Origin of the sequence: Citrobacter portucalensis, assembly GCF_023374935.1 — a bacterium.
Classification (GTDB): Bacteria; Pseudomonadota; Gammaproteobacteria; order Enterobacterales; family Enterobacteriaceae; genus Citrobacter; species Citrobacter portucalensis.
Window position 1 is genome coordinate 3,990,073 of record NZ_CP092466.1, and the last position, 16,130, is coordinate 4,006,202.

Consider the following 16,130-nt stretch of genomic DNA (forward strand, 5'->3'; position numbering starts at 1 on the left):
TAATGCTCCTATGCTGCTTTCTTCATAGACTCCATGAACTTCTGCCCCTTCTGGGTCAGCATGTATTCTGGAATGCTTCGGATGTTGTAGATGTAGGTCACGTAGCACTGACAAAAAACCTCTTCGCCAGGCTGAGTGATTTCGTCGAGGTAACCGGCAGGACCGGCTTTCACGTACCCGTTTTTTTGTGCCCAGTTCCCGCGAATCAGGTAATACAGCTGATCGCGTTCCTTGTGGTCCTCGCGGAAGTCATAACCCGGCCGTCTCCAGTGGCTGTGCCATATCGCTGCAATCGCGTTGTTGCTCGTTGCGATCACGTTGTCGATATTGGCTATCAGCTTATGGTTCTGGTCTATCATCACCCGCCGCGCTTCATAGTCCACCTTCTCGGCGGCCTTCTGAATGTGCGCTGCCGTCTCCCGCATCGTTCCCTGAATGCCGGTCAGCGCAATGCTGTCGGCAGAGGGAATGCTGCTGGCCCAGCCGCTAAACCGCGACAACGTGGTGTCGATGGCTTTTTTGCGGTTGAGCTGGATAAGGTCTGCACTAGCGAGGATCCGCCTGTCGAGCTCCGTCCTCAGCTTCGGCTCAAGGTAGTTCAGCGTGAACCGGGATATGCCATGGTGGCGCTTCAGCGCGCCAGCGCGTCCCACCTGCAGGTCGTATGCCTTCGTCAGGTTGCGGGTGACCATCGCCATGTAGTCATCGGCGGTTTCGCTTTCGGCGGCCTGGCGGATAATCGCCTGCCAGCGCTCCAGCTCTTCCCGGGACGAATAGCCATTGCGGAGAAAGAACTTCACCGCATCTCTCACTGTTCTGGTGAAAGTGTTCATAGCATCATCCCGCCGCCAGGCGCTTCAGCTTTCGGTGGCTCAGGTGGAGGGTTGTCCTTCAGCGAGTCGTAATCTAGGTTAAGCCGCTGAGGGAATAGGTTCTCGTTGGCGTTGGCGTTTTCACACGCCCACTCAATAAGCGTCGCGCGGTTTTCCGGGTCAGCAGTGAGTTGCGGCAGCACCACTTCCAGCATACTGACGATCGCCTTAAAGCGCGTTTCGTCGACCTTCACCTTCTCGCTTTCCGGCTCTTTCAGGGAGGATGGCCAGCGATATTCGAAGTTGTTTATCCAGCTCGCGAAATACACGCTGTAGGTGTTTTTCAGCTCCGGGAAGTCAGCACGCAGCGACTGGAAGAATTCAATGCTCCAGGCGCGGTACTGGCACACGCGGATGAAGAACGCATAAAGCGGGTCCAGCCACTCGCGGATGTTGTCGATGTACACCGCTACAGCGCGTGCATCTTCAGTGCCTTCACCGAAGCCCTGGGCGAACGTCTCGGAGTTGAGGATGATTGCCGGCATGTCAGCGGCGGCGGCCACGTTCTCGAGAATGTGCTTACGCGCAGAGTCGAGAGGTTTTTCCAGGTTGCTCAGGTCGATTGACTCAATTCCATCTTGCGGGCCAATCTGCAGAACTTCTCCTGTTTTCCCTCGCTTCAACATCATGCGCTTCATTCCGCCAAGCGCCTGCATGACTTTGTTAACGACCGCGCCAGCACCCGCGATTTTCGTCACCAGCAGACCGCCCTTCACCGCAACCATGTCGTCGGTACGCATGGTCTGGATGAAGGACTTCAGCGGATAGAGCGCGCGCTGGTACACGCTGCGCCCGGTAAATCCGAACGCCGCAGGGTTGTACGCGAGATAAATAGGATCCTCGTTCTGCACAACGACACAGCGAGATTTGTGATACGGCTTGCCCGCTACCCGGATACCATCGACTTTCTGGAAGTCCTGGGCGTTCGGGTCCTGATTCAGCACGATACTGCCGGCGGTGTTCAGCGGGTCGAGAATGTTAAAGCTGACGTTGTGCTTGTACAGCGTGCGGTAGTCCAGCGATTCATTCGGCTCCTGGTTATCCACCAGCATTGCGATCGCTGATACGCCGTAAATACGGGCGATGCGTGCGGCGTTGGCGATGTGCTGGTTCGCACCCATCGCTTTCCATTCACGCTCGAACGCGTCACGCAGGCGCTGTTCAAGCCCATACGACTGGGCAACATGCACGGTGCGCGGCTCATTCATCGCCATTTTAATCGGGCGATCCACCATCTTGCCGCCCAACGGGTGGTAGAGGTAAACCGTTTTGCAGGTCTGATAGCCAGCCGTAGAGCCGGGCTGGATGTCGTCACTGTCCAGCAATGCCATCAACTCTGAGTGAGAGCAGCTGCCGATTTCGAAATCGTCTTCGTTCATTGGTTCTCTCGTCAGATTGCGTCGCCGCTGCCGAAGGCAATGATCAGCCCGTAGGTGTAATCATCGAGAAGGTCATCGGCGCGCTTATGCGCTTTCTTGTCGGCAAGGTGGAATCGGGAAACCTGCTTGTGCAGATGGTTTGCTGTCTCGCCCTTAAAGACGGCTGTCTTCTCGTAGGCGTATCGGGATATTTTCGCCAGGCCGCGGTAGTGATAACCGGAGGCCATAATGGCGCGCTCGTCCTTTCCTTTGCTGGTCAGGGCGGACTCAATTTTGTTGACCGGCCATCCCAGGCTTTCGCCTTTCTGGAGAAGGATGCTGCCCATGCTGGCGTCTTCGATGAACACGCCCAGGCTGCCGTTGATTGCGACGCACTGGCCGGAAAGTTCGTTGAGACGGTCGAACACCGACGGAATCCACGTTTCCAGCAAAGCGCCGTCAATCTGCACCACATCCCAGTCCAGAATCGTGAGTCGCTGGCAGCCGGGTCGTGTGTCGACGGCGTAATACACTACCGCCGTTCCGTCATGCTCAGAACCACCTTTGACGGCGGTATCCATGACAGCGAAGACGGCCTGGCACATTTCAGGGTAATCGACAGGCTGATCCTGATTTTCACCCTCGAACCACTTTTTGATGTCGAAGAGAGAGGCTGCAGACCAGTCGACAAACTTCGCTTCAAACTCCTGCTGGAAGACACGAGGGTCATTGTTCTGGCTCTCTTTTTCCAGTTCCTCAGGGGGAACAAAGGGGTTTGAGGACGTTGGTGCATGATGCTCAACGAATCCCAGCGACTTGTTATTGCAGATAGCGTAAAAGAAGTTTTCTTCGTCAACGCCGTCGGGAGTAGAGAAAACATAAGCCCTTCCCTTCGTCGTCAGCAGTGTGGGCTTAATAGACTTGGGCCATATCTCCTTCAGCATCTCAGGAGATTTAGTAAACGCCGCCTCATCGATGAGCACAATTTCGTACTCACGACCGCGTCCGGCGAGTTTGTTGTCGTTCGTCACCCAGAAATCAATTTTGCCGCCGTTCTTCAGCAGCAGGCGCTTCTCCTGACGGCTAAAACTTTTCTTCAGCGGCAGCAGGATTTCTTCGAGCTTGTCGTAGATCTCCTGATACTGGCGATACTCAGCAGTGAAGATGCCGACACGGCCTCCGAGCTCAATGTCCATACCAGGTCGCTTAAACGGCGCAGTAGCATAGGTCACAGCAGCGCTGGACAGCATGAAGGTCTTGCCCCAGCGGCGGCCACACCTGACCGCGTGCAACTGTTCATCCCAGGAATCAGACCATACCTTTAACTGCCCGTCATGCAGCGTAGGCAGATAAATGTCAGCCATGATTATCTTCCCGGTATTGGCAGGGTGTTGTGGACGACTATCGCGTTATCGCTGCCACCGTCGCGCATCACATCGATTTCCATTTCCACTTTTTCAGTAGCGGCCTCACGATATGCGGCATCAACCTGCATTTTGGTGATCGAGCCTTTCGTATACTCCAGCGACTCGATTCGCGCCGTGTTGCGGTGCATGGCTTTCTCAGCAGCTGATATAAGAGATTGTAAATCTTTCGCTTTATCATCAGTGGCAAGCTCAAGCTCTGTCTGCCAGCGACCAATATTCTCTGCCGCAGTGAGGTTCGCCGCCCGCAGCCAGAAAAGCTCATCATCAAGCGTGAGCATCTGGGCATCTTCGGTGATAGCGTCAGAGAGCAGCATCCGGCGGCCGTAGCCACCGTGCTTTAATGCGTTCTGGTTGCCAGGCTGGAAGGCGTTCGTCGGCGGTGCGGTGCGCGATCCGCGTATCGGTTTCGTTTCTGGAGATTTTGAGCGGGCGCCTGTGTCGGGGATATCCTTTTTGACTCGCCCGGATTTACTGGCTTCCGCTTCCTCTCTCTGCGCATTGCGCACTTTTTTTTGCGCAGTTTTTTGCGCATCTTCCTGCGCATTTTGCGCAGTTCTCGTTTTGATGTATCGGCGCGCAGAATTGAACTCCATCCCCCGCGCTTTGCACCACTCTTTGAGCTTGATGCCAGTCCTGGCATGATCGGCGAGGAACTGGGCCTGTAGCTCATCCCATTCCTTCTTTGTCATAAGATGACCCTCGCCTTGACATTATCGAAGCCCCTCATAGAGAAGGGCTCCTGTAATGCCCGGTCAGTCCTTAATGAACTCTTCCGTGTGAATGCCGATTTCACCAGTAAGCAGCTGAGCACTGGTTGCGTCGATGCTCACTGATGTATGAGGGTTGGCGTTTTCGTTAAGCCATTTGATTACCGGATTCACTACGTCTTCGAAGGAGGAGCTGCGAGCCTTATTAACGTCGGAAACGTGGCAGTCACCAAGGCATGGGCCTTTATCGGAAAAACAGTTAACGCAGGAATGATCGTGGATTTTCTCAGGGACGCTAAAAGTCTCATGAAAACCATGGCCTTCTTGGTACCAGCACCAACAAGCGCGATATTCATAATCGACCGCCTCGTCATGCAACTGCCAAAGCAGATCAGGATTGCTAATGAGCTCATGGCAGATTTTAGGCTGATAGCCTTCCCCAATGGCCTGCTTGATATATTCAATCATTGCCTCGCGTGAGGGTGGCTTAGTCTGCTCTTCCTGAGTCCCGTCAGTTTCATCATCATATTCAAACACCGGGAAGCAACGCACACTGTCAACGAGGTGGTCACGAAAGATACGGGTTTCCAGCGAATCGGGCGCTGTAAACAACTCAATATTTACTCCGGAACCGAGGTTAATTTTCGGTTTATCTTTCGAGTACCCATCAAACAACAGGCTTTCGACCAGATTGTGGGCGTTGATAATGCCGGAAAGCTTGCCGGAAGGCTGAGAAAGCTGCAGAAGCTGAACTTTCCAATACTTGATAACTTTCATGCTGTTTTCCTTTAGATGTGAGCCTGTCGTACAGGAACGCCGCCCGAGAGAGGTCGCCACCTTTAACGGCGTTCCTCAGGCTCACGACTGAAAGACTCTCGATGGTTTGCGTGTACGATACGCATAAAAAAGCCCCGCTATTGCGAGGCTGTTATTTCAGGCACTGCGTGTTGATGTATTCCTGCAGATATTCGACCTGCTTCGTCACTGTGACAATTCGCTCTCTGAGGGTGAAATAATCCCGTTGAGCGGAGTCTGTAAGTCGGGGGCCGGAAGCATCGCCCATGCTGCCGGTGCTGGTCGCTCCGTTCGCGGGACATTTTGCGTTGATGCGCAACCCACACTTGCCATCACGAACGCAACGCTGCAAATCATCAAGCTGCTTTTTCGCATCTGCAAGTTCCTTCGTGTATTTGGCATCCAGAGCAGCAACATCTCGCTGGCGTACCTGCATATCTTTGATGGTGGCGTTAGCCAGGCTGAGATTCTTGGCGGCTTTGTCGCGCTGGTCTTTGTAGGTGATGGCGTTATCGCGGTAGCGGTGCACGGAGAATGCCAGCACGCCGATTAACGCTATCACCAGCAACTGCAACCAGTAACGCCTTACCAATGCGCCAATCACGACAGGAACAGAGCACGCTCCGCCTCACGCCGACGGGTCAACCCATTCAAAACTTTACCGCCAGCTTTATTCCAGCGAAGAAACTCATCGGCAGCACCTTTGATATCGCCATCATTCAGTTTTTTTAGCAGGGTTGATGTGGAAAGGGCGCGAGAACCAACGTTGTAAGCGAATGAGACAAGAGCATCAAATTGACCCTGCGTTAATTTAACCTTCGCTACTTTCAGAACGTCATTCTCATAACCAACAAGCCCGGTTTTCAGTAACCGATCTGCGGTGGCCTGGTCGATGGTCATGCCGCGCTTTACTGGTTTACCGTCTACAGGGTGAGTCCAGCCGTATCCGATGGTCCACGGATCGCCACCAGTTCTGGGGTCAGGATATGCAGTGAGCCTACAGCCTTCGAACTGCTTAATCAGGCGAATACCCTTTTCACTGGTGATCATCGTTCACTCCTGCCCGTTTTTTAAGTGCGCTGATAGCGATTTCGCGCAGCTTGTCTACGCCAACGAATCCAATCACACCACCGACGAACGGTGATATCGATACCGGAAGGCCAACCACATCAAGCGCACTGGTGATACATAAAGAAAGAGCGCCACAAAGGACGCCCTCAAGCCATTTATTCTTACGGCTAGCGCCGTCGTATATCAGACGACCATAAGCAATGAGTCCGGCCATTGACGCCCCCAGAATCTGGGGCCACGCATTTTTGAGTCCGGTCAAAACCGCAGCCCAGAATTCAGGGTTCTTGTCATTCATTTTCATAGCCTCACCTCGCATAGTTAGCGGGTGCTGTGTGTGATGAAAGGGTCAGGCCCTCGGGCTGGATTTAACAACGAAGCATGTCGATGATGATTCCCGGGGCCTGAAATAGAAAAAGCCAGCGGCGATGCTGGCAAGATGAGGGTAGTGCGTTGAGCTTTCGCTCTTATGGTCCTGGTAGGTATCCAGATACGAAAAAGCCCCAGCGATTAACCGGGGCTATTTTGTGTAATTCGGTCGACAACCAAAGCTATGGCGACGATATCAGATTTATATGAAATATATGCTTTTCAATCCAGTTTTGCAAGACGGAAATGGTTGGCGATTCTAAATGCTATATCAGCTCTTTTCACATCGTCATAGAGACCTAAATATTCGCGCTTCCCATCTATGAGAATCTGAGCCTGCCACTTCTTAGCCCTCTTGTTAAAGTAAATCCCCTTGCTACCTGATGTGTTGTTTTTATACATGCCAGTATTTAGAGAATTCAGTTGGCTTGTTGCCTCCCTCAGATTGGTAATTCTGTTGTCATTCCTTATTCTGTTTATGTGATCAATTTCTTTTTCCGGCATATATCCATGCACATAAAGCCATGCCAGCCGATGAGCCAAGTAGTTTTTCCCTGATATCGTTATTCTTATGTAGCCCAACGAGTCTTTATGTCCCGCAATCCTTCCAGCTACAACATTCTGACGCTTCGCAATCCACCTAAAAATACCCGTCTTCTCGTCATAACTTACGCTCTCCTTAAGGAGGCTTTGTTCAATAGTTTTCATTTTGAAACCTCCAAATTTGTCGCCTTTTGTTGTGAACGTGATCGCGTTACTTGCAATAAAGCGCTGCTATCAAGACGCATGAATGTTCGTTTCATCTCCAGCCATCGATCGGTAAATGTCTCAGACCAGTTCTTTGGTGTGACGCCAACTAGTTCTGCCAGTTGCTGGTATTCGTAAGTTTCGCGCCCTGCCAGTTCTGCTTTAACGTCCTGCGCCGCTAACCAGATAAGGGCCTTCAGCCTATCCAGCGTCTTTCCTGCTACCTTCGTTGTGCCAAGAGATGCTTTGAACTCTGCCCATGCCCATTGAGTGATCGAAACCTGATTTTCCCATCGCACATTCTCGCTATAGTTCCAGAGAAGCCATGCTTTCTGATGTTCATCGAGCGATAGCACAGCACGACGCCACGATGCTGTTGAATACTCAACCGGTTGCACCAGTGCGATAGATGAACCTTTTGCGCGTGATTGCTGCCCGGGAATTGGTGGGCTGGTTGGATTCATCAGACGACCGTTAGCCGGATTAACCACCTTCAGGCGCGAACGGCTGCGCGGTGTCGCTTCAAACATCGCATTCTCGGCAAACGCTACCAGTTGGCCTTTCGTCGCTCCACTCAGATCAGCCGTCGCTACAATGAGCTGCTCGCGTACAAACTGCAGGTATTGAGTGTTCATGCTGACGGCCCCTTGTTCATGTTTGCGCGGTTGATGATTTCACGGCGTAATTCGTTGTTCCGATCGATGCGTTTCTGAAGATCTGCTGTCTCAACATCCAGACGGGCTATTTCACTTCTTGCGTAAGGAGTCAGCCTGGTAGCGCGTTCAACTGACGAGCGCTGATAGTTGTCGATATCGGTGCGGGTCATGCTGCCTCCCTTGTTTTGACGAGTTGACGCCTCAGGGCGCTGTAATGCTTCCTGATGGCTTCGAGTTCTTCGATGGTGTATCGGTGTGGTGTGTTGTTGTTTTCTAGCGCCTCGACGCGCTCAGTACCGATTTTCTCGATAAGCCCAAGTCGGTACTGCTGCTGATTGCCAGACAACTGCACATTGCAGTGGTGACATTGTTTACTAATATTGTCTTCGTGATAGCGCAGGTGGGATGCCTTGCCGCGTGACCTGTAGTGACCCGCTTCCCACTGTACGGTGTCGAACGTTCCGCAACTGATGCATGGCAGATCATGGTCGCGCTCACGAATGTAGTCATTAACGACTCGCTGAGTCACATCTTCCCAATGCCTAAGAGGTTTGACGGCGGCTTTTCGCTTGCGCCATGCAACGCGATCCGCTTTCTTTTTGTCGGCGAGTTGTTTTTCTCGCTTCTTCTCCAGCACCTGTAGAGCATATTGAGCGCCATGCTCAGGGCAGCACCACCAGACGTTGTCGTAGGTAGCAGTGAATTTGGTCTTGCAGATTTTGCAGCTGCGGCGGGATTGCTTTCTCAGAATGGAAGGCATTGTTGTCCACCTCCCTGAATGATGTGAACCTCGTGGCGATGTGCATTCAGGCGGCTATTCCAGTGGGCCTTACGGATGATGCCAGCCTGCTCTTCCTGCAGGACTGGCTCGCGAATGACTTTGTATTTCCGGTTTTTGTCTTCACGAATGACATCGCCATTCACATGCAACGCCTGACACAACGGACAGTAATCACGGGTTTCCATACCATGCGACTTTCCTGAGAAGAAAATATTGCCATGCCACGTTCCACACTCAGAACACATTGGAGCGTCACAGGTAAATATTCCGCGAGCGTTGCATAGGTGGTGATTTTCATCTTCATCAGCGTCCCAGCCGATAATGCCGTCGCATAACAGGGTTGCGGGCTTGCCGCAGAACAAGCACTTTTCTGACTTAGCCATTACGCCTCCTGCTTGTCGCGCAATTGTTGGAATTCACAACCTGATGGGATAGTCAGAGCCAGACCAAACTGAGCGCACCACGCCTCGACTTTGCACAGGAAGATGTGCATCTCTCCAGTATCGAGTTGAGACGTGTGGCGAGGTTCCCAGGTGGTTTCTTTGGCACCGGTGATGAAATCGGTGTAGGTGACTTCCTCGCAGCCGAGGTATGTCTTTTTGAGGTTGCGCTTGACCCATTCAGGGGTTGCGTCAGTGCGGCCGGATTTAATCAGGTATTCGCTGATTTCTCCCAGCCACAAATGAAGAAGTGAGTTCTGTGACAGACTACGCTTCTCTCTCCATGGCTTTAACTGGAGGCGATAACATTGGCCGTCATTGAGATATGGTTGCAGGTGCTGACCGATGGCGGCGAAGTTGCCGGCATGAAGCTTGATACCCTGCTCAGGTATATTCATACGCCACCTCCAAGAGGTAACGCAGAATGCAGAAAACCCTCAGCATTGGATAACGCTGACGGCATATGGTAGGTCGTACTCTTTGTGTTTCGCATCTAATTTCCCAATCAGATGCAGAGGTCACAGCCGGGTGCTCAATCCGACTGCGACCTAATTATAACACTAATTTTGAGAGTGGGTAATGTTGCTTGACGTTGCGTTAGTCATCACCTTCTGACAGTTTTTGCATAGCTCCAGCGTAACGCCGCATCCCATGTTCAAGCGCTGATTTCACCTCCTGCTGCGGTGCTGCTGGCAGTGACAGCCAGTGGGTTACATCTCCAGGTACAGAATAGTAATCGTGTTGCGTTTGCCAGGTGTCGCCATCCCACCACCCTTGGCCTACGTCATGACCATTTGAGATATGCACATCCGTCATTCCTTCTGGCATTCGCTCACTGCAAGCCACCCAACCATCCGGAGTTACCGGAGAGCTGCCAGCCTCATAAGCAACACGCAACCAGTGGTAAAACGCCTCAGTGGTTACACAACCACAATCGACGTCTATCGGCTCATTTTGCTGTGATAGCCACTGATCGAATGGCAACCTACAATCGGCCTTTTCGTTGTCATCACCAGAATGGACTACCATGTCGAGGTGTTGCTCGGTATGGTTGCCAGCCTGAAGCATGGCGGCACTGATAACAGAATATGCATCGTCACCATGCTGTTCGCTGTAATCGTCCATTTTAGCGCTTATGTGGCGAATCCATTCCTGAGCGTGCCCATAGTTTCTCTCCCGATAATCATCAAGCATGCATTGTACGAGTCTAAGTGCCTCGATTAATGTTTCGTCAATCGTATTAACTAACTGCGCTGGCGGTGCGGTGTAGAGAGGCACAGCATCTTCATGGAAAGAAGGGTAATACCCACACGGTCCTTTTCGGAATGTACCAACAGGCTCGGCATCAAACGCCGCAATAGCCCCATCAATCACCTTCACAGCATCAGCCATTGCGTAGCCGAGATTACCGCCGTCGCTTTGTGCGGATGCTTTGCTGAGTATTTCGCTTATCTGGTGCAGGCGCTCGAGTGATACAGGACCGTGCGCCGGGTGGTTGTTAGTTGTCATGAGTCAGTCCTTACCGATAACTGCGTTAATTTGATTGAGAACGATATCTGTCATCAGGCCTTTCCCGTTTACGGCGACATGGGCCAGAATTTCACTGCGTGCGGCTTTGAGCGTTCCGATGCTCACCATGACCATTCGCTGATTATCTTTGTTTGCAGACTGCAAACGCTCTAAAGGTGATTTGTCAGCCATCACTCCCCCTTCACGCCAATTCCAGCGGCGCGGTCGATTACTGCCTGTGCATCAGCGATTTCACGGTTATACCCTTCCGTATCATCAGCAATGCCATATTCCCAGCCTGTTTTCAGGCCGCTCAGGAAACATTTGTCTCGAGAAATTTGCAGTTCTGCTATGCGCTTCTCTGCGGCTTCCAGCTCATCCAGCAGCGCCAGCACAACCTCTGGGGTTATAGCATCATTGAATTCGTCGCAGTCATAACCCCAACTATCGGATGCTGCTCTCTCCGCCATTTCACGCAGCGCCTGTTTGTTGAGTGCTGTCATTTTGCTGCCTCCTGGCGAAGTTTCTGTGCTAAATCGTCAAGCATGTTTGCGTAATTAAACTGGTTTACGTCATCAAGAGCGCAAGCTGCCATCTCCACACCCTGAGCCCGCACTTCAGCCAGAAAGGCGTCGGTTGCTGGGGTTTTGATTTCTGGCTTGGCATATACCGGCCAGCAATCAGTACCGTCGGAATTCTTGTGCCCTGCCTCGTCATGAACATCAAGATATTCACCACATGGAAGAGGGTCTTCCCATGTTGGTGGAATAGCGTGCCAGGATAGATAGGCTTGAGGCTTATCAAACGCTGACTTCAGCGCCGCATTCTCCGCCGCCAGCCCCCTGCACTTGCTCTCGGCGTTAGCGAGCTGTACTGCCATGTCTGTGAGCTTTTGCTCGAGCGCGGAGTAATCGCTATGCCTGACCATGTCAGTGCAAAATGATTCTCCAATAACCGGAGGTGAAAGCTCGTCACTTACCACTGTATAAATTTTTACTTCGCTCATAATCCTACCCTCATAAAAAAGGCCCGCATTGCGAGCCTGTTAATCTTTTGGAATACTGCACACCCACTGGTCTAGAGCCTTTTCGCAGACCGCTCTTCCCTCGTATACCGCTACAGCAGCCTTTGCTTTGAGTTCGTTTACGTGCTCCTTCCCGGGAGAAAAAACAGCAAAGCCCATAGCAAATCCGGCAATGAGATAAAGAGCGCATAGAAATATTGTTTCTTTCACCATTTCCTCCGGGCATAAAAAAGGCCGACTATCACGGCCACGCTTGCAGATAGCTCTGCTATGTAGGCTTCAGTCATGGGGCTTTTCTCGGTACATCATGATGACCAGGTTACTTTTGGTTGCGATTTTTACGGTCTCGCCGGCAGTGATTTTATCCAGCTCAAAGGCATCGTATAAATCATTAACAGCCTTCTGCTTTACCGACTCTTTGCGACGTTTACACCACTGTTTCATGGTCATTGATACGACCCATTCACCTGCTTTGCACATGACGTAAAGCATCCCAACTGATGCTAGGACAAAGTGCATTATTGCCGTTGCTTCTTTCATGCTCGCTTCACTCCGAATGTTTTAACCAGTGCCGACTCCATGCGACCTACACAGGCGCGTATGCGGGCTATCTCTGTCTCTGGAAACATGCTGGATGCCATCTGCTCCAGTGCGCCTTTAAGTGGCTTGCTCTCTACCTTTTCGATACGTGCCAGAGCAAAGGACTTGAGCGACTGCTTGATGCTGCGACCGTCTACGCGAGCACATGCGCGGCATAGTTCAGCGTGGAGGATGGTTTCAGGAAATTCCGGATAATGCTTTTCAATAACTTCTTTTGTATTCAAACCGCTATCGCTCATATCCTTTCTGCTCCGTGATTTTCATGGAAGCCATATTTAATTTCCGCTAATTCTCGTGCGGCTATGGCATCACTTTTTTCTCTGAAAGTTCCGATGTTAATTAACTTGTCATCAACCCTTATCTTTGCCGACCATTTACGGGAGTCCTTTCTCCAATAAACACCTATTCGGCCAGATGAATTGTCCTTCCTGAGTGAGGTATTCCGGTTATTTCCAGATCCGGTGACAAGTCGGAGATTGGAAATTCTATTGTCGTTTCTGACGTGGTTTATATGGTCTATCTGGAATCCTGCAGGTATGTCGCCGTTATGCATCACCCATACAATTCGGTGAGCCATCGTCATACGACCACGGATTTTCACTTGCAAGTACCCCCTTCCATTGTCACTACCTGCAAGCCTGTTCTTTTTTCCTTTCGGTCCGGCATTTTTCTTCCAGAATAAAGCGCCATCACGATAGTCAAGGATTGAATTTAGGTACTCAGCTTCGATAATTTCTCTGGTGTTTCGTGCTTCTTTCATGTTCGTCACCTTACGTTGTTGCTTGCCCATACCTCGTCATATTCCGACTGTGGCATATTGGCGATGTAGCTAAATGGAGATGCGGTTTCTGTTGGTAAAAACTGGTGTGATGCAGGGTCGAGATACAGCGGGATTCCACCTTCCCACCCCTCGCCATTACGCTGCTTTTCAAGCATCAAAACTGAAGCAGGTGCAGCTAGCGCTTTGCGTTCTTTGTCATCCAGTTCTTCACCCTGCTGATCTTTCTGAATTGCCTTCTCTCGAAGCTTGTTTCTCCAGATGATGAACAGGTTATCGGTTAGGTCGGTGATCGACCCTGACCCCTTAACGTCCATCTTCCCTGTAGGCTTCTCCTCGCTATCACCTTTGCGACTGTGAGTAACGAGTAGGACGTGGGTGTTGGTTTTGTTTTTGAAGTCACACAGAGCGTCTACGAAGGCTTTCTGTCCGTTGTAGTCATCATCACCTATTCCGCACTTCATCAGGCTGTCGATAATGAACAACTCAATGCCGTATCGCTTCCATGCGTAGGTGAAGATTTCGATCAGCCGATCAGCCTTTGCGGTTCCCGTCAGGCCGAATAGCCATAGCCGGTCATCGTAAAATTTGAAGGCAGATTCAATTTCAAGTTGTGGGGGAAGCTTCAGGCAAGTTGATTGTCTGGTAAGGCGTTTAAGTAAAATTCCGGGCTTAATCTCCAGCGATGCGATGCAGGTCTTAACCCCCTGACGCATGGCTTCCAGAGCCATATGCCCAACTACTTCAGTCTTTCCATGTCCGTTAACGCCGTTAACCAGTGACAACTCAGCCTGGCGGAAAGCGAAGTTGTGATTCAGAGATTCCCACGGGCTGTAAAAAAGGCTCTGCTCTTTTCCGTAGAAGGCGTTGATGGTGTCCTGATAAAACTCTCTGGCACTGTAAAGTTCCTCAGGGTCGAAAAATGATGCCCGTTCAAGATATCCAACGATGTCGTCTGAAGAGATGCCAGCCATCAGACATTCGTTGATATCTTTGTGAGGTAGTTTTACCAACCGGCAGCGGTGCTCACCGAGACGAGTTGCAATTTCTCTGGCGGCAGCCTGTCCTACTTCGTCGCTGTCCATGCTGATCCAGATTTCGTCGAACCGGTCGAGGTTGTGATACTCGAACTCTATCCACTGCTGTTTTGCACCCTTCCCCCCGCCAAACGGAACGGAAAGCGCAGGGAAGCCGTACTGGTAGTAACTCATGCAGTCGATTTCACCTTCACATAGGATGACGATCCGCATGTTCTTCGGGATAGCCTGCCAGCCATAAAGACACGGCTCACAATCACCCTCAGCCATGATTACCTTCTTCCCATCAGGCCGTTCGGTGCTGATGCGCTTAACCTGCAACAATTCACCGTCGCGTTTGTAGGGAAATGCTAGCGCTTCCAGTTCACGCTCTCCATTCCAGACCTTAGCAGAAGCAACTTCGTACAGCTTCGCCGTCTCTGCGGAGATCCCTCGAGTGGCTAGATATTCGATGTGCTTTTCGGTTTTGGTGAGGTAACGGGCTACTTTCTTGCGGTCTGGTCGGGAGAATTTCTTTTGCTGCTTGGCTGAGAAGTGGTGATCGTCGTCCTTGATGCCCAAAAACTCTTTGGCTTCTGTCATCGCCTGGTGCAATCCGCAATCCCTGACGGCTACCCACAAATCCAGCAGATCACCAGCGGTTCCCTCTGCAAAATCAGACCAGACTTTCTTCCCTGCCAGGTTAACCTTGAGACTCTTCCCTGACTCCCCGTTGATACTGCCAGCCACCCATTCGTGGCTCTCTCGCTTACCGTTCGGCAGCAGGTATTTCGCTACCCTTTCGACCTGATTCCATAGCAGGTCACTCAATTCGCTTGGCGTCATGATGCCCTCAAATCAAACTTGTTGAACCAGTACCGGACAAACCCATCGCTCAGTAAGCCGTGGTTATAACCGGCGATCAGCAATGCCTTGAGTCGTGATTTCATCGTCACCTCAGTAGTAAACGTATCCGCTCTTACTGACGGTCACGGTCGGCTTATGTCCGGAGGAATCAGGATCAGCTGATGGCTTCTCGTCCTCCCACCGCTTGCCGTTCAGGTAAGTGGTCGGGTGAAGCTTGTCGAAGCCGAACTGTTTGCCGACACGGGAAGCGATATCACCTGCAAGGAACATTGCGAACTGCTCAGGGGTGCCACCGTTAGCGCGACGCCACTCCTGGTACTGAGTCCTGAATGCTGACTTGGATTTTTTCTTTTCCAGTTTACGCATTCCTGCAAGCCAGAAAATCGACTCGAATGCTTCGTCAGTGGCCTGGTGTTTGTTTGTAGGCTGAAGTGATTTTTCGTCCTCCGCTCGAACTTGTTCGGGCAGAGTGTTTTTATTTTCTTTCTTTTCTTTTGTAATAGTTTCTTTTGTGTGTCCCTGTTTTGGTGACAGGGCTGTCACCGTTTTGGTGACATTTTTTGTCACCAATGTAGTGACATTATCACCAGAGTAGTGACACCCTTCGATTTCCCATTCTGTGATGTTCTTGTTTGGCCCGATTTGACTGCCTTCACGAATGATTACCTTCATTGCAATAAGCTCATTCTTGGCCTTGTTGACCTTCTGTCTTGGCAGCCTGGTAAGTTGAGCTAACTGGCTGTCAGATATGCGATCCAGTTTCTTACCAAAGCCGTATGTTTTACGGCAAATGGCATGAGCCACCTTGCTCTGATTCTTCGTTAAATCTGCGCCGATAAGCTCGTCATACAGGGCATTTGCAAGACGGGTGTATCCATCTTCAAGTTCTGCCACGCGACGCTCCACGACCGCCAGAGACGGTCTTATTGGTGTTACTGTTGCAGGGCTACTCATGACCGTTCTCCTTCCGCTTTAGTTCTTCGATGATGGCTCTCAGCTTTGTACCGACAGCCGGGTTACAGGATTTGATGAACCGGTCACGAGCAATATTTTTATGTACTGACGCCTGGTAAAAACGAGTTTTCTTAGGCATAATTACTCCTGTGAATTGATCCA

The 16,130-nt window shown here is 51.2% G+C and carries 25 protein-coding genes; all 25 read right to left on the reverse strand.

The features are described 5' to 3' along the window. Positions 1–8 precede the first annotated feature (8 nt). Positions 9–833: a hypothetical protein gene (locus LY264_RS19345; RefSeq protein WP_249457380.1), complete on the reverse strand. Its 825-nt coding sequence runs from the start codon at positions 831–833 to the stop codon at positions 9–11. Continuing rightward, positions 830–2,251 carry an anti-CBASS protein Acb1 family protein gene (locus tag LY264_RS19350; RefSeq protein ID WP_249457383.1) on the reverse strand — a complete coding sequence of 474 codons (1,422 nt, stop codon included), beginning with the start codon at positions 2,249–2,251 and terminating at the stop codon, positions 830–832. The genes LY264_RS19345 and LY264_RS19350 overlap by 4 nt, the downstream gene beginning before the upstream one ends. Before the next feature lie 11 nt (positions 2,252–2,262). Continuing rightward, entirely contained in the window at positions 2,263–3,594 is a 1,332-nt protein-coding gene (locus tag LY264_RS19355; RefSeq protein WP_249457386.1) for a terminase large subunit domain-containing protein, read from the reverse strand. Positions 3,595–3,596: 2 nt separating this feature from the next. Continuing rightward, a complete protein-coding gene (locus tag LY264_RS19360; protein WP_249457389.1) occupies positions 3,597–4,346 on the reverse strand; it encodes a hypothetical protein in 750 nt (249 codons plus the stop codon). A 63-nt stretch (positions 4,347–4,409) separates the two neighbouring features. Further along, complete coding sequence (locus LY264_RS19365) at positions 4,410–5,141, reverse strand: hypothetical protein (RefSeq protein ID WP_249457393.1); 732 nt, start codon at positions 5,139–5,141, stop codon at positions 4,410–4,412. A gap of 151 nt (positions 5,142–5,292) precedes the next feature. Continuing rightward, positions 5,293–5,721: a lysis protein gene (locus tag LY264_RS19370; protein WP_421746786.1), complete on the reverse strand. Its 429-nt coding sequence runs from the start codon at positions 5,719–5,721 to the stop codon at positions 5,293–5,295. Between the two features lie 38 nt (positions 5,722–5,759). Next, positions 5,760–6,209 (reverse strand): lysozyme, encoded by a 450-nt coding sequence (locus LY264_RS19375; protein WP_142879709.1) that lies wholly within the window; start codon positions 6,207–6,209, stop codon positions 5,760–5,762. Continuing rightward, complete coding sequence (locus tag LY264_RS19380) at positions 6,196–6,525, reverse strand: phage holin, lambda family (RefSeq protein ID WP_134216497.1); 330 nt, start codon at positions 6,523–6,525, stop codon at positions 6,196–6,198. Before LY264_RS19380 ends, LY264_RS19375 begins: the two co-directional genes overlap by 14 nt. Positions 6,526–6,818: 293 nt before the next feature. Then, a complete protein-coding gene (locus tag LY264_RS19385; RefSeq protein ID WP_249457396.1) occupies positions 6,819–7,304 on the reverse strand; it encodes an HNH endonuclease signature motif containing protein in 486 nt (161 codons plus the stop codon). Next, positions 7,301–7,978, reverse strand: coding sequence for a bacteriophage antitermination protein Q (locus LY264_RS19390; RefSeq protein ID WP_249457399.1), 678 nt, complete (start codon positions 7,976–7,978; stop codon positions 7,301–7,303). Before LY264_RS19390 ends, LY264_RS19385 begins: the two co-directional genes overlap by 4 nt. Then, a complete protein-coding gene (locus LY264_RS19395; protein WP_249457403.1) occupies positions 7,975–8,169 on the reverse strand; it encodes a hypothetical protein in 195 nt (64 codons plus the stop codon). Before LY264_RS19395 ends, LY264_RS19390 begins: the two co-directional genes overlap by 4 nt. Beyond that, positions 8,166–8,759 (reverse strand): recombination protein NinG, encoded by a 594-nt coding sequence (locus LY264_RS19400; protein WP_249457406.1) that lies wholly within the window; start codon positions 8,757–8,759, stop codon positions 8,166–8,168. The genes LY264_RS19395 and LY264_RS19400 overlap by 4 nt, the downstream gene beginning before the upstream one ends. Then, entirely contained in the window at positions 8,744–9,163 is a 420-nt protein-coding gene (locus LY264_RS19405; protein ID WP_249457410.1) for a hypothetical protein, read from the reverse strand. The genes LY264_RS19400 and LY264_RS19405 overlap by 16 nt, the downstream gene beginning before the upstream one ends. Beyond that, positions 9,163–9,618: a YbcN family protein gene (locus LY264_RS19410; RefSeq protein WP_200004791.1), complete on the reverse strand. Its 456-nt coding sequence runs from the start codon at positions 9,616–9,618 to the stop codon at positions 9,163–9,165. Before LY264_RS19410 ends, LY264_RS19405 begins: the two co-directional genes overlap by 1 nt. Positions 9,619–9,817: 199 nt before the next feature. Next, positions 9,818–10,729, reverse strand: coding sequence for a DUF551 domain-containing protein (locus LY264_RS19415; RefSeq protein ID WP_249457413.1), 912 nt, complete (start codon positions 10,727–10,729; stop codon positions 9,818–9,820). 3 nt (positions 10,730–10,732) lie between these two features. After that, positions 10,733–10,921 carry a hypothetical protein gene (locus LY264_RS19420; RefSeq protein ID WP_249457416.1) on the reverse strand — a complete coding sequence of 63 codons (189 nt, stop codon included), beginning with the start codon at positions 10,919–10,921 and terminating at the stop codon, positions 10,733–10,735. Next, positions 10,921–11,232, reverse strand: coding sequence for an ead/Ea22-like family protein (locus LY264_RS19425; RefSeq protein ID WP_242017963.1), 312 nt, complete (start codon positions 11,230–11,232; stop codon positions 10,921–10,923). Before LY264_RS19425 ends, LY264_RS19420 begins: the two co-directional genes overlap by 1 nt. Beyond that, positions 11,229–11,735: a hypothetical protein gene (locus LY264_RS19430; protein ID WP_171846065.1), complete on the reverse strand. Its 507-nt coding sequence runs from the start codon at positions 11,733–11,735 to the stop codon at positions 11,229–11,231. The genes LY264_RS19425 and LY264_RS19430 overlap by 4 nt, the downstream gene beginning before the upstream one ends. A 39-nt stretch (positions 11,736–11,774) precedes the next feature. Further along, positions 11,775–11,966, reverse strand: a complete 192-nt coding sequence (locus tag LY264_RS19435; RefSeq protein WP_069219620.1) for a hypothetical protein — start codon at positions 11,964–11,966, stop codon at positions 11,775–11,777. A gap of 66 nt (positions 11,967–12,032) precedes the next feature. Beyond that, complete coding sequence (locus LY264_RS19440; protein WP_249457419.1) at positions 12,033–12,293, reverse strand: DUF4752 family protein; 261 nt, start codon at positions 12,291–12,293, stop codon at positions 12,033–12,035. Next, positions 12,290–12,592, reverse strand: coding sequence for a hypothetical protein (locus LY264_RS19445; RefSeq protein ID WP_249457423.1), 303 nt, complete (start codon positions 12,590–12,592; stop codon positions 12,290–12,292). Before LY264_RS19445 ends, LY264_RS19440 begins: the two co-directional genes overlap by 4 nt. Beyond that, positions 12,589–13,113, reverse strand: coding sequence for an HNH endonuclease (locus LY264_RS19450; protein ID WP_249457426.1), 525 nt, complete (start codon positions 13,111–13,113; stop codon positions 12,589–12,591). The genes LY264_RS19445 and LY264_RS19450 overlap by 4 nt, the downstream gene beginning before the upstream one ends. Positions 13,114–13,118: 5 nt before the next feature. Continuing rightward, entirely contained in the window at positions 13,119–14,993 is a 1,875-nt protein-coding gene (locus tag LY264_RS19455; RefSeq protein WP_171846069.1) for a toprim domain-containing protein, read from the reverse strand. 111 nt (positions 14,994–15,104) lie between these two features. Then, the gene (locus LY264_RS19460; RefSeq protein ID WP_182321045.1) at positions 15,105–15,968 is read right to left on the reverse strand and encodes a replication protein; all 864 of its coding nucleotides are present in this window, start codon (positions 15,966–15,968) and stop codon (positions 15,105–15,107) included. Next, positions 15,961–16,107 (reverse strand): DUF2740 family protein, encoded by a 147-nt coding sequence (locus tag LY264_RS19465; protein WP_123969710.1) that lies wholly within the window; start codon positions 16,105–16,107, stop codon positions 15,961–15,963. Before LY264_RS19465 ends, LY264_RS19460 begins: the two co-directional genes overlap by 8 nt. Between the last annotated feature and the right edge of the window lie 23 nt (positions 16,108–16,130).

Excerpts from the sequence above, each read along its gene's own strand:
- LY264_RS19345 (WP_249457380.1), bottom strand. The coding sequence starts at position 833 with ATGAACACTTTCACCAGAACAGTGAGAGATGCGGTGAAGTTCTTTCTC.
- LY264_RS19350 (WP_249457383.1), bottom strand. The coding sequence starts at position 2,251 with ATGAACGAAGACGATTTCGAAATCGGCAGCTGCTCTCACTCAGAGTTG.
- LY264_RS19355 (WP_249457386.1), bottom strand. The coding sequence starts at position 3,594 with ATGGCTGACATTTATCTGCCTACGCTGCATGACGGGCAGTTAAAGGTA.
- LY264_RS19360 (WP_249457389.1), bottom strand. The coding sequence starts at position 4,346 with ATGACAAAGAAGGAATGGGATGAGCTACAGGCCCAGTTCCTCGCCGAT.
- LY264_RS19365 (WP_249457393.1), bottom strand. The coding sequence starts at position 5,141 with ATGAAAGTTATCAAGTATTGGAAAGTTCAGCTTCTGCAGCTTTCTCAG.
- LY264_RS19375 (WP_142879709.1), bottom strand. The coding sequence starts at position 6,209 with ATGATCACCAGTGAAAAGGGTATTCGCCTGATTAAGCAGTTCGAAGGC.
- LY264_RS19380 (WP_134216497.1), bottom strand. The coding sequence starts at position 6,525 with ATGAATGACAAGAACCCTGAATTCTGGGCTGCGGTTTTGACCGGACTC.
- LY264_RS19385 (WP_249457396.1), bottom strand. The coding sequence starts at position 7,304 with ATGAAAACTATTGAACAAAGCCTCCTTAAGGAGAGCGTAAGTTATGAC.
- LY264_RS19390 (WP_249457399.1), bottom strand. The coding sequence starts at position 7,978 with ATGAACACTCAATACCTGCAGTTTGTACGCGAGCAGCTCATTGTAGCG.
- LY264_RS19395 (WP_249457403.1), bottom strand. The coding sequence starts at position 8,169 with ATGACCCGCACCGATATCGACAACTATCAGCGCTCGTCAGTTGAACGC.
- LY264_RS19400 (WP_249457406.1), bottom strand. The coding sequence starts at position 8,759 with ATGCCTTCCATTCTGAGAAAGCAATCCCGCCGCAGCTGCAAAATCTGC.
- LY264_RS19405 (WP_249457410.1), bottom strand. The coding sequence starts at position 9,163 with ATGGCTAAGTCAGAAAAGTGCTTGTTCTGCGGCAAGCCCGCAACCCTG.
- LY264_RS19410 (WP_200004791.1), bottom strand. The coding sequence starts at position 9,618 with ATGAATATACCTGAGCAGGGTATCAAGCTTCATGCCGGCAACTTCGCC.
- LY264_RS19415 (WP_249457413.1), bottom strand. The coding sequence starts at position 10,729 with ATGACAACTAACAACCACCCGGCGCACGGTCCTGTATCACTCGAGCGC.
- LY264_RS19420 (WP_249457416.1), bottom strand. The coding sequence starts at position 10,921 with ATGGCTGACAAATCACCTTTAGAGCGTTTGCAGTCTGCAAACAAAGAT.
- LY264_RS19425 (WP_242017963.1), bottom strand. The coding sequence starts at position 11,232 with ATGACAGCACTCAACAAACAGGCGCTGCGTGAAATGGCGGAGAGAGCA.
- LY264_RS19430 (WP_171846065.1), bottom strand. The coding sequence starts at position 11,735 with ATGAGCGAAGTAAAAATTTATACAGTGGTAAGTGACGAGCTTTCACCT.
- LY264_RS19435 (WP_069219620.1), bottom strand. The coding sequence starts at position 11,966 with ATGGTGAAAGAAACAATATTTCTATGCGCTCTTTATCTCATTGCCGGA.
- LY264_RS19440 (WP_249457419.1), bottom strand. The coding sequence starts at position 12,293 with ATGAAAGAAGCAACGGCAATAATGCACTTTGTCCTAGCATCAGTTGGG.
- LY264_RS19445 (WP_249457423.1), bottom strand. The coding sequence starts at position 12,592 with ATGAGCGATAGCGGTTTGAATACAAAAGAAGTTATTGAAAAGCATTAT.
- LY264_RS19450 (WP_249457426.1), bottom strand. The coding sequence starts at position 13,113 with ATGAAAGAAGCACGAAACACCAGAGAAATTATCGAAGCTGAGTACCTA.
- LY264_RS19455 (WP_171846069.1), bottom strand. The coding sequence starts at position 14,993 with ATGACGCCAAGCGAATTGAGTGACCTGCTATGGAATCAGGTCGAAAGG.
- LY264_RS19460 (WP_182321045.1), bottom strand. The coding sequence starts at position 15,968 with ATGAGTAGCCCTGCAACAGTAACACCAATAAGACCGTCTCTGGCGGTC.
- LY264_RS19465 (WP_123969710.1), bottom strand. The coding sequence starts at position 16,107 with ATGCCTAAGAAAACTCGTTTTTACCAGGCGTCAGTACATAAAAATATT.